This is a genomic window from Chryseobacterium sp. D764, assembly GCF_019317325.1.
Classification (GTDB): domain Bacteria; phylum Bacteroidota; class Bacteroidia; order Flavobacteriales; family Weeksellaceae; genus Chryseobacterium.
Genome location: NZ_CP079219.1, coordinates 1,411,354 through 1,426,763, shown reverse-complemented (window position 1 = coordinate 1,426,763; position 15,410 = coordinate 1,411,354). Strand labels below are relative to the sequence as shown.

At 36.8% G+C, this 15,410-nt stretch carries 16 protein-coding genes; 9 read left to right on the top strand and 7 right to left on the bottom strand.

The features are described from left to right. Positions 1–161: 161 nt before the first annotated feature. Complete coding sequence (gene pheT, locus KYG33_RS06525) at positions 162–2,564, top strand: phenylalanine--tRNA ligase subunit beta (protein ID WP_180564009.1); 2,403 nt, start codon at positions 162–164, stop codon at positions 2,562–2,564. Between the two features lie 525 nt (positions 2,565–3,089). Beyond that, positions 3,090–3,500, top strand: coding sequence for an META domain-containing protein (locus tag KYG33_RS06520; protein ID WP_180564008.1), 411 nt, complete (start codon positions 3,090–3,092; stop codon positions 3,498–3,500). A gap of 48 nt (positions 3,501–3,548) precedes the next feature. Here KYG33_RS06520 and KYG33_RS06515 read toward each other — a convergent pair whose 3' ends face one another. From KYG33_RS06515 to KYG33_RS06490, 6 genes are all read right to left on the bottom strand, one after another. After that, positions 3,549–3,788 carry a hypothetical protein gene (locus KYG33_RS06515; RefSeq protein ID WP_002977986.1) on the bottom strand — a complete coding sequence of 80 codons (240 nt, stop codon included), beginning with the start codon at positions 3,786–3,788 and terminating at the stop codon, positions 3,549–3,551. Positions 3,789–3,840: 52 nt separating this feature from the next. Next, the gene (locus tag KYG33_RS06510) at positions 3,841–4,731 is read right to left on the bottom strand and encodes a 3-hydroxybutyryl-CoA dehydrogenase (protein ID WP_180565750.1); all 891 of its coding nucleotides are present in this window, start codon (positions 4,729–4,731) and stop codon (positions 3,841–3,843) included. A 10-nt stretch (positions 4,732–4,741) separates the two neighbouring features. Beyond that, entirely contained in the window at positions 4,742–5,152 is a 411-nt protein-coding gene (locus tag KYG33_RS06505; protein ID WP_077416421.1) for a hypothetical protein, read from the bottom strand. 33 nt (positions 5,153–5,185) lie between these two features. Beyond that, a complete protein-coding gene (gene bla-A / locus KYG33_RS06500; RefSeq protein WP_077416423.1) occupies positions 5,186–6,064 on the bottom strand; it encodes a CGA/CIA family class A beta-lactamase in 879 nt (292 codons plus the stop codon). 65 nt (positions 6,065–6,129) lie between these two features. Beyond that, a complete protein-coding gene (locus KYG33_RS06495; protein ID WP_219072888.1) occupies positions 6,130–7,860 on the bottom strand; it encodes a cellulase family glycosylhydrolase in 1,731 nt (576 codons plus the stop codon). A gap of 341 nt (positions 7,861–8,201) precedes the next feature. Next, positions 8,202–9,164 (bottom strand): Gfo/Idh/MocA family protein, encoded by a 963-nt coding sequence (locus KYG33_RS06490; protein WP_219072887.1) that lies wholly within the window; start codon positions 9,162–9,164, stop codon positions 8,202–8,204. A gap of 134 nt (positions 9,165–9,298) precedes the next feature. Here KYG33_RS06490 and KYG33_RS06485 point away from each other — a divergent pair, with 134 nt between their 5' ends. From KYG33_RS06485 to KYG33_RS06460, 6 genes are all read left to right on the top strand, one after another. Further along, positions 9,299–9,583, top strand: coding sequence for a hypothetical protein (locus tag KYG33_RS06485; RefSeq protein WP_077416429.1), 285 nt, complete (start codon positions 9,299–9,301; stop codon positions 9,581–9,583). Positions 9,584–9,639: 56 nt separating this feature from the next. Continuing rightward, a complete protein-coding gene (locus KYG33_RS06480; RefSeq protein WP_219072886.1) occupies positions 9,640–9,945 on the top strand; it encodes a hypothetical protein in 306 nt (101 codons plus the stop codon). 102 nt (positions 9,946–10,047) lie between these two features. Then, positions 10,048–10,698 carry a protein-L-isoaspartate(D-aspartate) O-methyltransferase gene (locus KYG33_RS06475; RefSeq protein WP_180564003.1) on the top strand — a complete coding sequence of 217 codons (651 nt, stop codon included), beginning with the start codon at positions 10,048–10,050 and terminating at the stop codon, positions 10,696–10,698. 215 nt (positions 10,699–10,913) lie between these two features. Next, positions 10,914–11,177 carry a prevent-host-death protein gene (locus tag KYG33_RS06470; RefSeq protein ID WP_077418015.1) on the top strand — a complete coding sequence of 88 codons (264 nt, stop codon included), beginning with the start codon at positions 10,914–10,916 and terminating at the stop codon, positions 11,175–11,177. Positions 11,178–11,251: 74 nt separating this feature from the next. Beyond that, positions 11,252–12,238: a 2-hydroxyacid dehydrogenase gene (locus tag KYG33_RS06465; RefSeq protein ID WP_180564002.1), complete on the top strand. Its 987-nt coding sequence runs from the start codon at positions 11,252–11,254 to the stop codon at positions 12,236–12,238. A 49-nt stretch (positions 12,239–12,287) separates the two neighbouring features. Further along, positions 12,288–12,581, top strand: coding sequence for a hypothetical protein (locus tag KYG33_RS06460; RefSeq protein WP_077416437.1), 294 nt, complete (start codon positions 12,288–12,290; stop codon positions 12,579–12,581). A 111-nt stretch (positions 12,582–12,692) separates the two neighbouring features. Here KYG33_RS06460 and KYG33_RS06455 read toward each other — a convergent pair whose 3' ends face one another. Continuing rightward, a complete protein-coding gene (locus tag KYG33_RS06455; RefSeq protein WP_077416438.1) occupies positions 12,693–13,130 on the bottom strand; it encodes an endonuclease domain-containing protein in 438 nt (145 codons plus the stop codon). 249 nt (positions 13,131–13,379) lie between these two features. Between KYG33_RS06455 and KYG33_RS06450 the strand changes: the two genes are divergently transcribed. Beyond that, the gene (locus KYG33_RS06450) at positions 13,380–15,365 is read left to right on the top strand and encodes a urocanate hydratase (RefSeq protein ID WP_077416440.1); all 1,986 of its coding nucleotides are present in this window, start codon (positions 13,380–13,382) and stop codon (positions 15,363–15,365) included. The last annotated feature ends 45 nt before the right edge of the window (positions 15,366–15,410 follow it).

The window sequence follows — 15,410 nt, the reverse complement described above, 5'->3', positions numbered from 1 at the left end:
AAGTCGCTTCTAAATTTCTCTATTTCTCAAAAAAACACGACATTTGTAGCTCGAAAAATCACACCGGAATTAGGGGTGGAATTTCAAATAAAAGTTTCAAAATAGAGCAGATGAAACCTTAAGGCTCATTTGACGAATTAAATAAGTAGATAGATAAACAAATGAAAATATCAAACAACTGGCTGAAGGACTTTGTAAAAACGGAATCAAAAACTGAAAGAATCGGTGAATTCCTTACAGATATAGGTCTTGAGGTTGAAGGGATAGATAAATTTGAAAGCGTAAGAGGCAGCCTTGAAGGAATTGTTGTAGGTAAAGTATTAACCTGCGAAAAGCATCCGAATGCTGACAAACTGAAGAAGACAACAGTAGACGTAGGAAACGGAAAAATATTGAATATTGTTTGCGGAGCTCCTAACGTGGAAGCAGGGCAAACCGTTCCTGTAGCCGTTGTCGGAACAAAAATCTATGACAAAACCGGAAACTTTTTTGAAATTAAAGAAGCAAAAATCAGAAGTGAGGTTTCTCAGGGAATGATCTGTGCAGAAGATGAATTAGGTCTGAGCGATGATCACGGAGGAATTATGGTGCTGGACGAAACCAAATATGAGGTAGGGAAAAACTTTGCAGACTATTTTGAGCTGACTAATGATGAGGTATTTGAAATCGGGTTAACACCGAACAGAACAGATGCCATGTCTCACTATGGGGTTGCAAGAGATTTACATGCTTATCTTTCTACAAACCAACTGAAGTCTCAATTCAATAAAGTAGCTTCCGAAGTTTTGAATAATGAGGGAACTCATGATTTCAAACTGGAAATTGAAGATGCTGAATTGTGTCCAAGATATATTGGAGCCGTTATTGAAGACGTAAAAGTAGCAGAATCTCCATCTTGGTTAAAAGACAGACTAAAAGCGATCGGGCTAAGCCCAATTAACAACGTTGTAGATATTACCAACTATATTCTTCATGGGTACGGACAGCCGCTTCACGCATTTGATGCAGATAAAATTGCAGACAAGAAAGTGAAAGTAGGTGTCGTAAAACCGGGAACGAAATTTACCACTTTAGACGGGGTTGAAAGAACATTGAATGGTTCTGAAATCATGATCAAAGACGGTAAAGATAATCCAATGTGTATCGCCGGAGTATTCGGTGGTGAAAATTCCGGAGTATCGGAAACTACAAAAACCATATTCCTTGAAAGTGCTTATTTCAATCCGATTGCAGTAAGAAAAGGAGCAAAAGCCCATAGCCTGAATACAGATGCTTCTTTCAGATTTGAAAGAGGAGTAGACCCGAACCTTACAAGAACGGCAATTACTCATGCTATTAAAATGATTCAGGAAATAGCTGAAGGAAAATTGGTAGGAGACCTGTTGGAAGAATATCCTAAGAAAATAGAAGATAACTATGTGATTATTAGATTCTCTAAAATTGAGCAGATTTTAGGAACAAAAATTCACAGAGAAAAAGTAAAGGAAATCTTGAAAGCACTGGAAATTCAGGTTTTAAATGAAATTCCTAACGGTTTTGAAATCTCTGTTCCTGCTTACAGAGCAGATGTGACAAGAGAAATTGATGTCATTGAAGAAATCTTAAGAATCTACGGATACAATAAAATTGATGCTCCACAGAAGTTTTCATTTACGCCAGTTAAGCTTAGTACTAACGATCAGGATGAACTGGAAAATAACTGGGCAAGATCTTTACAAAGCATTGGTTTCAATGAAGTAATGAATAACTCATTGACTTCTGTAAAAGATGAAACTGATGCCGTAAAACTGTTAAATCCTTTAAGCGGGGATTTAGCATTCATGAGAAAGTCTTTATTGGAAGGACTTCTTCAGAATACAGTATACAATATCAACAGAAAGAATCAAGATATCAAATTCTTCGAATTAGGAAAAATTTATCACAAAAAAGATAAATACGAAGAAAGAAAACAATTGGCTTTGTTGGTTTCCGGAAGAGATGTTGCAGAAAACTGGCTTCAGCCTAAGTCTGCTGTAAGTTTCTATAACCTTAAGGCTTATGTAAAAGTTTTATTGGAAAGACTTGCTGTAGATTATAAAGAAGGTGCTTTGTCTGATGAGAGATTCTCTGATGCATTGGTATATGAAGTGGATGGCAAAGCTTTGGTAAGAATCGGAAAAGTGGCACCAGCTTTGTTAAAAGACTTTGATATTGATCAGGATTGTTTCTATGCAGAAATTGAACTGGAATATGCTCAGGAACTGCGTTCTAAAAACGAATTGAAATTTAAAGACATTCCGAAATTCAACAAAATCAGAAGAGACCTAGCTTTATTGATTGATAAAAATGTAAACTATCAGGATTTATATCAGACTGCTAAAAAGAATAAATCTCCATTCATTAAGAGTGTTAATCTATTCGATGTGTATGAAGGTAAGAATCTTCCTGAAGGTAAGAAGTCTTATGCAATGAGCTTCGAGCTGTTAAACGAAGAAAAAACATTGGAAGAAAAGGAAATCACAGAAGTAATGGATTCTCTGATCAAAGCTTTCCAGAAAGAATTCAATGCAGAATTGAGATCTTAATACTTGAAAATATATATTTCACAATATAATAGAAACGGACTTTTTAAAGTCCGTTTTTTTGTTTTAAGAATGTTGTTAGGGTTTGGCTAAAGCCATTTGAATGTAAAAGGGGGCTTCCTTCGTCTACGCTCAGGATTATAACCCATTCCTATTGAATTGAATTGTATATTTTCTTATGATTCGATATTTGGTCTATCCATAATCCTTGTCACTCCGTAGAAGTCTCGGCACAGTATGTTTTCAGATACTAAGCATAATATAGATTCTTTCAAAATGACAAAGTTACCGTTGAAATTTCATCAAAGATAAAATCCTTGCGCCTTAGAAGCGTTCCTGATTAAAACCATTTGCACCATTGCGTTAAGCTTTACAATGCCGGTTTATGATAATAAATACTCCTTTTTATTGCTAAAATTAGAACAGAAAAAATTTCAAAATGTCAACTGTTAAAGAATAATAAAATTCACCGCAGCCCGTTTAAATAATATAATTTCCGTAAATTTGGATTAATTCAAAAAGAAAAAAATGAAAAATCTTTTTTTAAGTATATGTGCAGCAGCAGTACTGGCATCATGTGGATCCATGACAAGCCCGTCTGCATCTAAAGTAGGAAAGGCTCAGCCTGCTCTTGCCAATACAAAATGGACTCTGGCTGAAAGTGTAAAAGGTAAGGTTCCGACATTAAATATTGAAGGAGAGAAAATTACAGGAAATGCAGGGTGTAACAACTATTTCGGAACAGCTTCAATAGATCCGTCTACAGGTGGTTTTACAGCCGGGCAAATGGGATCTACAAAAATGATGTGCAACAACATCGGAGTTGAGCAGAACTTTATGGATATGATGGGAAAAGCAAATAAATATGTGATTTCCGGAAATACTTTAGAATTGTATAAAGACAATCTCTTGCTATTGAAATTCACTAAATCAGAATAAAAAACAAAAGGAACTCAATTGAGTTCCTTTTTTATGTTTAGAGTGTTATTAATCTTCCTCTTCTTCGTCGTACTTAGCCAACTCTTCGTCGCACCATTTAAACGCTGCTTCTACTACTTTAGTAGCTTCGTCTGCCATAGTTTCTTCATCATCACCTTCAAGATCATCTAACCACTCAACTTCTTCTTCCTCAACGTTTAAGATAAATCTTGGGTATTCTGTATGAACTACGAATAGATCTTCTGGAAACTCCGAATTATCTGCTAATAAAAACTTTGGTAATTTCATTTTTTTAATGTTTTAACTTTCTCAAAGATAAATAAAATTATTGACTTTAAAATTACTTCAAAAACATTTTTGAAACTTTTTCAGCTTTTTTGCTTTCAGAATAATCGTAGAATCCTTCCCCTGATTTTACACCAAGTTTCCCTGCTGTTACCATATTTACAAGCAATGGGTTAGGGGCATACTTTGGATTTTTGAAACCATCATACATTACATTCAGGATGGCAAGACATACATCAAGACCAATGAAGTCTGCCAGCTGAAGCGGGCCCATTGGATGTGCCATTCCCAATTTCATTACTGTATCAATTTCTTCTACACCAGCCACTCCGTTATAAAGAGTTTCGATAGATTCATTAATCATTGGCATCAAAATTCTGTTGGCCACGAAACCTGGATAGTCATTCACTTCTACAGGAACTTTACTCAAAGTTTTGCTCATTTCATAGATTGCATCAAAAGTTTCTTTAGAAGTAGAATATCCTTTGATGATTTCTACCAGTTTCATAATCGGAACCGGGTTCATGAAGTGCATCCCGATTACTTTATCAGCTCTTTTTGTAGCAGCAGCAATTTTTGTGATAGATATAGATGAAGTATTAGTTGCAAGGATACAGCCTTCAGGAGCCAGTTCATCCATTTGGCCAAAGATCTTCAGTTTAAGGTCCATGTTTTCTGTAGCAGCCTCTACAATAAGGTCTGCAGCGCCTACTGCATCATTCAATGCTGTGAAAGTAGTGATGTTTCCCAGCGTTTCAGCTTTTTGCTCTTCTGTAAGATTTCCTTTAGCAATGATTCTGTCAAGATTGGTAGTAATGGTTTTCAAACCTCTGTCCAGAGCTTCCTGAGATACATCTACAAGATTTACTTTAAAACCGCTTTGTGCGAAAGTATGTGCAATACCATTTCCCATGGTTCCCGCTCCGATAACTACAATGTTTTTGATCATTTTTCCTTTATTTTTTATAGATAGTTAAATTTTTTACGTCAATAAGATCTGTTTGAGAAACAACAGTTGCCGAATCAAAGAAAACGTTTCCTGTATTTTGGGTTTTCTTACTGTTGTTCTGATTAGAAACAGTAGCCGTTAATCCTCTTATAAGACGGCTTTTTTGATTTTTTGTAAGATAGTCAGTACCAACATATAATGTAAATTCACCTTCTCTGCCTCTGCCTTTCTGTAAAAGAATTTCCAGGCTTTTTACCCTGCTTTTGTTCTTGAATTCCTTCAGATAGCTGATGACAGGTTTATCAGATGGCGGGCCGCAGCATACACTTCCATAGCTGATCTCTAAATAATTCTGATTCTTCTGTGAGTAAAAGAATGTGAAAGCCAGCAGAGCCGTTGTTACTATTATTTTTTTCATGTTAAAAATCGCTTTAAAAATAAGCTTAAAATTTTATTTATTAAAATATTCCCAAACCTCCTTAGAAATATCAGAAATCATCCTGCAGTTTACCGCATCCGTTTCCATTGAGTTACTGACAAATACAGCTAATGCATAATGTGTCCCATTTGGTAAAGTAACGATGCCAATTTCATTTTCCGCCCCTGTTAAACCAGCCTTATTTTTTCCGGAAGCTCCCGTTTTTCTGGCCACAGGAGTGTTTTTTGGAAGTTGTTCTACCATTTTGTTTAATCCTGTTGAAGTAGACAGCATTACCTGCATCAGATAATCTGTTGATTTTTTTGATAATAATTTTCCATCATAAAACTTTTTCAGGACATGAACTGCAGATTTTGTAGTGCTGTAATTTTCATACTGAGCCTTCCAGTCTTTATGCATTCCCTCTTCATTATATTTGATCTGAAAACCCTTCACCCCTTTGGAATCCATGAATTTTTGTACGGGCTGGGTTCCTCCCAATAACTTAAGAAGAATATCGCAGCCATTATTATCACTTTTGGCAACAGTATATTCAATCACTTCACTTAACGGAACTTCAACATTGCCTCCCGGATACTTATCACGAAGCGGCGACCATGTATTTTCAAGTAAATTTGATTTGTTCAGTACAATTTTCTGATCTAACGAAAGCTTTCTCTGATCTACAGCATTCAGAACTGCAGCTGCAATGTGGAATTTGAAGACACTTTGCATCGGAAGATTCTTATCTGCATTTTTATCATAGGTAAAACCATTTTCAAAACCCAGAACAGCAACTCCCACTGTTGCTTTTTTGTTTTTAAGAATTGAATGTATTTTTTGTTCCAATAGCGATGTCTGAGCAAATGTAAATGCAGAAATCAGAAGAAAAAGAAATGCTGTTTTTTTCATAATACCGAAATTAAAAAGCTCTCCTTTGAAGACCAAAAGAGAGCTGCAATTTAAGATATTTATTACTATTTTACTTCAAAATAATTCAGATTGACCCCATCATTTTCAAAGAATATTCTGATCTTGTTTTCCCCCTTCTGAAGGCTGATGTTTTTAACAGAAGCCGTTTTCCAGTTCTCATTTCCTCCACTGGAAGCTAATAATATGGTAGCTAAAACTTTTCCGGAAGCTGTCTCAATCCTTATTTTTGAATCACTGGCTGCCGCATAGCGGATGTCAAATGTATAATTTTTGTCTCCTTTTGACTGAACAGTATACTGGAGCCATTCCCCGGATTCTGTTTTCCCCACATAATACTGATTGGTGATTTGATCATTACACTTATAAATGTCTACACCGTCATTTCTCATCTGCTGTCCGGAGTTCCATTCTGATCTTTTGGCAGGGTCACTTACCCATAGATTAATGAAATCTTTATCCAGATAGGCAGAACCCATTTTACCCAGATCATATTCTGAAGCAAATATCCTTCCCGGAACCTGATGATTTTTAAAAGGTTTTGTTGAAGCATCAGTTGTCTGCCTGAACATCGCATCAATAACATCTTTTTTGACTTCTGTATTGCTCAGTTTATAGTTGTCAGCAATCTGTAGTAAAGCTTTTTTTGCATACTCTTTAGACGGTTTTTCACCACCGTTTTTCCAGTAATCCAGTAGTTTTTCATATTCAGGTGTGATCTTGACATTGGTGATCCCTGCAATATTATCAATCTTTTTCATCGGCCAGAATGCATACCCGATATTATGTTTATCCAAAAGTTGGATTAGCTCAGTAAACCAAACATTGGAATTTTCACCTGTTTCACCCAGCCAGATAGGCATATTATGCTTTTCTCTGAGATCCAGTGCAAATTTCAGTGTTTGATCATCATTGTAGTTCCAGTATTTATGGAAGCTGAAAGCCATATTATTGTCCCAGATAGCCGGCAGCCCGTTATAATTATTCCCCCAGCCGTTTCCTTCAATGAAAATTATATGCTTTTTATCAACCTCTCTGATTGCTGCTGTAATATCCTTCTGAAGTTTCCAAAGCGGGGCATTAGACATTTCATCTGTACCATTAGGGTTTTTACCTGTGAAATTAATATTAGGCTCATTAATCAGGTCGTAGCCGCCAATCCATGGGCTGTCTTTATATCGTTCAGCCAGTTTTTTCCAGAATGCTATGGTTTTTCTCTGATTTTCTTCATTGGCCCAAAGTGAAGGTTTAGACTTATCATTATCAGAAATATTGACATCATTTCCCTGTCCGCCCGGAGCAGCATGAAGATCCAGGATGAGGTAGATTTTATTAGCGGCACACCATTGAAGCAGGTCATCGGTCATTTTAAAACCCTCTTCCAGCCATGTATCTTTTCCTTTTACAGGTTCTTTTTCAATCGGAAGTGTGTAAAGATTATAATGCATGGGAAGGCGTATTGAATTGAATCCGGATTTTGCCAGAAAATCAATATCCTGTTTGGTGATTCCGTTTTTCAGATAAGCTTTGTAGAATTCATTCATTCCGTCTTCACCAACTAAATCCGCAATTTTTTCCTTAATCTTATACTGAGGGCCGGCAAAGTCAGCTGTTTTCAGCATGTATCCTTCCTGAAGCATCCAGCCGCCCGGGCCCAGGCCTCTCAATTGGATATTTTCACCTTTATCATTAACGATTTTCTGTCCTGAAGTCTTTAATAATTGTGATGTCCCAAATTGAGACAATAAAAGTACGGATATTACAATAGCTCTTTTCATAATGGTTTCAATGGTTTAAAATAATAGGATAATTAGAGGTTATAATGAATGACGACATTACAAAATGAATCTGTATTCAGATCATTTATGGGGTCATATATCCATATATGTAAAACAAAATCTTTCAATATTGTATTGAATTGTTCTTCAAATATATTGTTTTTTTGTTTTGAAAAGGATTTTTTATTGATAAATCAGTAATTTTTAACGAAAAAAATATTAAAGTTTAAAGATCCTGATAAATGTAATGGCCTATTTGAAAACTAAAAATGCTACCTCATAATCATTTTTCGAATATAAGATAGCACTATATGTATGGCTGTGATAAAAACAGCATATTTTTAGGTGATCAGCTTCATGATTTGCAAAGCAATTTTCAATGCTTCAGTTCCGTCTTCAAGAGAAACCTCTACATTTTTACCACTGGTGATGGCATCTGCGAAAGAATTTAACTCATCCAAAATAGCATTGTTGGACTGAATATTTGGGTATTCAAACAAGATCTGATTCTTTTCTCCATCTGCATTTTCAATGATCATATCAAATGGAGTAGGGTTTTCAGGAGCATCTTTCATTCTGATCACTTCGGCCTTTTTCTCAAGGAAGTCTACAGAGATATAAGCATCTTTCTGGAAGAATCTGCTTTTTCTCATCGCCTTCATAGAAATTCTGGAAGTCGTAAGATTGGCAACACATCCGTTTTCAAACTCTATCCTTGCATTGGCGATATCCGGAGTCTTGCTTACCACACAAACACCGCTTGCATGAATGTTTTTAACCTTAGATTTAGCCATGCTCAATAGAATATCCAGATCATGGATCATAAGGTCCAGTACTACAGAAACGTCTGTCCCGCGGGGATTGAATTCTGCCAGTCTGTGAATTTCAATAAACATCGGATTGCTGATATATTCCTTAGTGGCAATAAAAGCAGGATTGTATCTCTCAACGTGTCCTACCTGTGCTTTAATTCCTTTTTCCTGGCATAAACGTAAAATTTCTTCTGCCTGCTCAAGAGTCTGGGTTACCGGTTTTTCAATAAAGAAATGCAGCCCTTTTTCAATGGCTTTTAAAGCATAATCATAATGGTAAACTGTGGGAGTGACAATATCAAGCATGTCAATCTGCTCAAGCAATTCATCAAAATTTTCAAAATATTTATATCCGAATTCGGCTTCTAATTTCTTTCCGTTTTCAATATCTTTATCATGGAAACCTACAAATTCATATCTATCTGATTGATTAAGAAGTTTTAAATGTATTTTCCCCAAGTGTCCGGCACCTACCAAACCTGCTTTTAACATAGCTGTATTAAATTTTTGTAAAGATAGTGAATGTACATTTATAAAATACATGACTTTTCACTTGGAAATATTTAAGTTTGAACGCATGTATTCATTAAAGAAATTACAGTAAATTCACGGTCAGAAAAATAACGATGAAAAGAATAATTTCGATATTACTCATCTTAGGATTATGTACTGCCGGATGTATAGGAGATAGTCCATATGACCCGCAGGCTAAATGTGGAACTCCAGAAAATTTGATATTTGAAAAAGGAAGTAACCAGCTTTCCTGGAATATGATTAGCCAGGGCGAAGGATATTATGAAATACAGTATGGAGAGCAAGGTTTTACTTTAGGAAATGGAACCACAGTTGTAACCTATAAGAATTCCTATAGTCTTCCATTGTATAAGAATATAAATATGACCTTTACGTAAGAAAAAACTGCGGAATAGACAATGGCCGGAGCAACTGGGCGGGACCTATTACTGTTTTGGCAAGTAGTACGACAACTTGTGTACAGCCAGCGTATGCAACGTATACCAAAACGACTTCCTCCACGCTTTCTTCTACTTTTGATGCTACAGTATCCTGGGATAATGATGGTGTTTCTGCATATGAAACTGTTTTAACGATAAGTTCGGCACCTCCTGCGAGTGGACAGTTAACAATTGCAGGTCAAAAAGCCATCTATACAGGACTAAGTAAAACCCAGAACTATAACTTTTTCGTCAGAAAAAGATGTGCTGATAATACCTTTAGCGCGTTTTACGGACCTTATCCTATAAAATGGAATTAAGAAACAAAAATAAAGCAGTCATTTTTTTGATTGCTTCTTTTTTGTGGATAATTCTTTTCTCCAATTTGTAAAATCTAATTTCTAATTTCTTACTTTTGTCAAATGCAGGATTCGTTTGTACATAAAGGAAAAAGAAAGATTTTAGTTGAATATCTTCGACAGAGAATTGGAATTTCGGATGAAAATGTACTTCGGGCGATGAGTGAAGTTCCGAGACACCTTTTTATCGAAAGTATTTTTGAAGACTTTGCCTATGAAGACAGGGCATTTCCCATTCTCGCACATCAGACCATTTCCCATCCTTCAACGGTTGCAGAACAATCTGAGCTGCTGCAGGTAAAACCAGGAGAAAAAGTACTGGAGATTGGTACCGGATGCGGATATCAGACGGCTGTTTTAATAGCAATGAAAGCTCATGTATATACGGTTGAAAGACAGAAAGACCTGTTTGACTTTTCTAAAAAGAAACTCAGAGAACTTCATCTGTTTCCAAAATTTCAGAGCTTTGGAGATGGCTTTGCCGGGCTTCCTACTTTTGCTCCATTTGATAAAATTATTGTAACCTGCGGTGCTTCTACCTTACCAACAGAACTTTTAAAACAATTGAACATCGGAGGAATAATGGTAATTCCATTGGGACCTACGGATGAACAGGTTTTATACAGATTTACCAAAATAGGTCCTACAGAATTTGAAAAAGAAGAATTCGGGGCTTATAAATTTGTGCCGATGCTTGGAAATACCAACCAATAATAACGGAATTAGCAGAAGAACTGGTGTTTGAGACCAGTTCCATCGAATACCAATCTTATCAATAGGAACGGACTATCATCCTGAGCGGAGACGAAGGGAGTCCGTTTTTTTATCAACATACATTCTATCGGCTTAGCCAAAATTTAAAATATTTTAACTCATTTCGGAATGAAAATTGGACTCATATGAGAACCCAATCACTAAAATCTATTATTATGGATACGAACAGATTCAAAGCGTCACATGATTTTAGTAATCTTCAGAAAAACCTGAATAATAATCCGGGATATAACGCAGAAAGTTATTCCCAGCAGGTAAAAGATTACATTCATGACATGAAAAGCAGGAATCAGGAAGCGACCAAACAGGGATTTATGACACAAGCTCAGAAATCTGCGAAAGAAGTTTGGACAGAAATTCAGGAAATTGCTTCTGAAGCCTGGGAGAAGAACAATGACCGTTCATATGAAAAGAAATAATTTTTAATATTAAAGTTCAGGAACCTTACTTTTTGCGAGTGAGGTTTTTTATTTAGAATCATTAATCCATAACGATGAAAGTCTTTATCAATAAAAAAATTCCCGAAACAGGAATTAAAATGCTGGAAGAAGCAGGACTGGAAATTACAGTTGCTGAAAAAGAAAACCTTTCTTATAAAGAATGGCTGAATTACTGTAAAAATACCGATACTATTTTAAGTATTGGCGCAGAATTTAAATATGACAAGAATTTCTTTGAAGCCTGCCCCAATGTGAAAGCCATTGCTTTATATTCTGTGGGGTTTGATCATGTAGATATCAAAGAAGCTACCCAAAGGAATATTCCGGTGGGCAATACTCCTGATGTTTTGAGCAGGGCAACTTCAGACGTTGCTTTTTTACTCATGCAGTCCGTAGCGAGAAGAGCAAGCTTCAATTTCCGGAAAGTAAAAGATGGAAGCTGGGGTACATTTGATCCTTTGCATGCTTTAGGACAGGAGCTTTATGGGAAAACCCTGGGGATTTTTGGACTTGGTCGTATCGGTTATGAAATGGCTGAGAAATCTAAGAAAGCTTTTGGAATGAATATCATTTATCACAACCGTCATCATAATGAAGAAGCGGAACTGGAATTGGGAGCAGCTTATGTTTCTTTTGAAGAGCTGATCAAAAACTCGGATGTATTGAGTGTTCATGCCAATTTTACTCCTGAACATAAAGAATTATTCAATGAGTCTATATTTGAACAGATGAAGCCGGATGCTATTTTCATCAATACCGCCAGAGGTGGTTTCCACAATCAGAAAGATTTGTACCAGGCGTTGGTTGATCAGAAAATCTGGGGAGCGGGTCTTGATGTTACCAACCCGGAACCTATGTCAACAGACGATCCTATTCTTGAACTTTCAACTGTTTGTATCTTGCCACACATTGGTTCTGCCACTATTGAAGCCCGAAACGGGATGGCAAGACTGGCTGCAGGAAATATCATTGCTTTTTCGAAAAATGAAAAAATGCAGTATTGTGCAAATCCTGACGTTTATTCTGCCCATTCATTATAACTTGGAATTATTTTTGTTCTGATTATATAAACCTAAAATCTTAAACATCATGGCACCAGAGAAAAATATTAATCAACAGAACAAGAGGTTAGAACAGATGGATTATAACCCTAATGAAGATATATTTAAGAGAGAAAAGCATATTTCGCTTGATGGAGACGGCAATCCTATTTTAGATGAAGATTTTGATGAGGATAAAATAGATAAAGGCTTAGATATTCCAGGAGCCGATGACGATGATGAAATGGAAGAAATAGGGGAAGAAGATGAAGAGAACAACTACTGGAGTCTCAGCGATAATGAAGATGACCATGAAGAAGAAAATGATGATGTTTTAACCTAAACTTTGATGATAACAGACTAGCCTTGCTGAATTTCAGTGAGGTTTTTTATGTTGAATAACGACTTCTTTTAGTAAGACAATTTCCCTCTCTTGGAGGGGTGGATTCAAAATTCAAAGAATTTTTGAAGACGGGGTGGTTCCATAGTACAGCACAATAAAATCCTCCAGCTCCTTCATCACCACACTCAGATGATTCCTCACATCAAAATCTGTAATTCTGAAAATAAGCAGTCCTAATGACTCAAGATATTCCTCCCTTATCCCATCATAAACTTCTTTCTTATCATGGCTTGAACCGTCAATCTCAATGATAAGACCCAAATTTTTTACATAGAAATCAACAATATAATTTCCAATAATTCTTTGTCTGTCAAAATCAATTGTATGAAAATTTTTAGCACGGACTTTTCTCCAAAAGATCACTTCACCCAAGATCCGGGCTTTACGTTTTTCTTTTAATAATATTTTTAAATAGGGGTTGTAGGGCAGGTTCTCAACGAAATTCCTGCGGATCGGAATTCCGTTGATGATGGTGAGGATTTCTTTCATTGTTGTGTTTTAAACCACCCCGTCTTTCAAAGCTCGCACTTTGAAATCCACCCCTCCGGAGGAGGGGAATTGAAGTTCGTTTATTCAAATATAGTATTTAAGAGGAGATTGTGATTAATATCCGGATTCGATAATTTTGTATAAACCATAAGCTGAAGCCATTTTCATCCTTTCACTTGCCTATATTTTCTAATTTGAATATCTTTAAAACTTCAAACATTGTTTCAACATAGACCTTTAAATAGCAATATGACATTTCAAGAACAGATACAGCAGGGGATTCCTAATCAGCTGCCACAACCAAAACCATACGAGACCAATATCAACCATGCTCCAAAGCGTAAAGAAATCCTGGGGGAGGAAGAGAAAAAACTGGCATTGAAGAATGCACTACGTTATTTTGATCCTCAGTTTCATGCAGAACTGATTCCTGAATTTAAGCAGGAACTGGAAGATTACGGAAGAATTTATATGTACCGCTTCCGTCCGGACTATGAAATGAAGGCGAGACCTATCACAGATTATCCGGGACAATCTGAGCAGGCAAAAGCGATCATGCTGATGATTCAGAATAACCTGGATTATGCAGTAGCACAGCATCCTCATGAATTGATCACTTACGGTGGAAACGGAGCTGTATTCTCCAACTGGGCTCAGTATCTGCTAACCATGAAATATCTTTCGGAAATGAGCAACGAGCAGACATTGGTGATGTATTCAGGACACCCAATGGGGCTGTTCCCGTCTCATAAAGATGCACCAAGAGTGGTTGTAACCAATGGAATGATGATCCCGAACTATTCAAAACCGGATGATTGGGAGAAGTTCAATGCATTGGGTGTTACTCAATACGGACAGATGACGGCAGGAAGTTATATGTATATTGGCCCGCAGGGAATTGTTCACGGGACAACGATTACAGCATTAAATGCTTTCAGAAAAATAAAAAAAGACCCTAAAGGAGGACTTTTCGTGACTTCAGGATTAGGAGGAATGAGTGGAGCTCAGCCAAAAGCTGGTAATATTGCTGGTTGCATTACTGTATGTGCAGAAGTAAACCCGAAAATCACCAAAATCCGTCATGATCAGAAATGGGTGAATGAGATCTATGAAGATCTTGATTCATTGGTGAAAAGAGTAAGGGAAGCACAGGCTGACAAAGAAACCGTTTCTTTGGCTTACCTTGGAAATATTGTTGATGTCTGGGAGAAATTCGATCAGGAAGATTTAAGAATTGACATCGGTTCAGATCAGACTTCACTTCACAATCCTTGGGCTGGTGGTTACTATCCGGTAGGCCAAACATTCGAAGAATCTAATATTATGATGGCTGAAAACCCTGAGTTATTCAAAGAAAAAGTTCAGGAAACATTAAGAAGACATGCTGCAGCCATCAACAAACATACAGCAAAAGGAACCTACTTTTTCGATTATGGAAATGCCTTTTTATTGGAAGCTTCCAGAGCGGGAGCAGATGTAATGGCAGAAAATCCAACATTGGGAAGAGAATTCAAATATCCAAGTTATGTACAGGATATCATGGGACCTATGTGCTTTGATTATGGTTTCGGACCGTTCCGCTGGGTATGTTCCAGTGGAAATCCGGAAGATCTTCAGAAAACGGATGATATTGCATGTGCAGTATTAGAAGAAATGGTGAAAAACTCTCCTGAAGAGATCCAGCAGCAGATGAAAGACAATATCCAGTGGATCAAGGGAGCACAGGAAAATAAACTGGTAGTAGGTTCACAGGCGAGAATCCTTTATGCAGATGCTGAAGGAAGAATGAAAATTGCAGAAGCCTTCAATAAAGCCATTAAAAACGGAGAAATAGGACCTGTGGTTTTAGGAAGAGACCATCATGATGTTTCGGGTACAGATTCTCCTTACAGAGAAACTTCCAATATCTATGACGGATCAAGATTTACTGCGGATATGGCCATTCACAATGTGATTGGTGACAGTTTCCGTGGGGCAACCTGGGTTTCCATTCACAATGGTGGTGGAGTAGGCTGGGGAGAAGTGATCAACGGTGGTTTCGGAATGCTGTTGGACGGAAGCGATGATGCCGATAGAAGATTGAAGTCTATGCTTTTCTGGGACGTAAACAATGGAATCTCAAGAAGAAGCTGGGCAAGAAATGAAGGCGCTGTTTTCGCTATTAAAAGAGCGATGGAAGCCGAACCTAATCTGAAAGTGACTCTTCCGAATTTGGTAGATGAAAATTTATTGTAAAATATTTTAGATATAAAGAAAACCTGCTGTAAAGCAGGTTTTTTG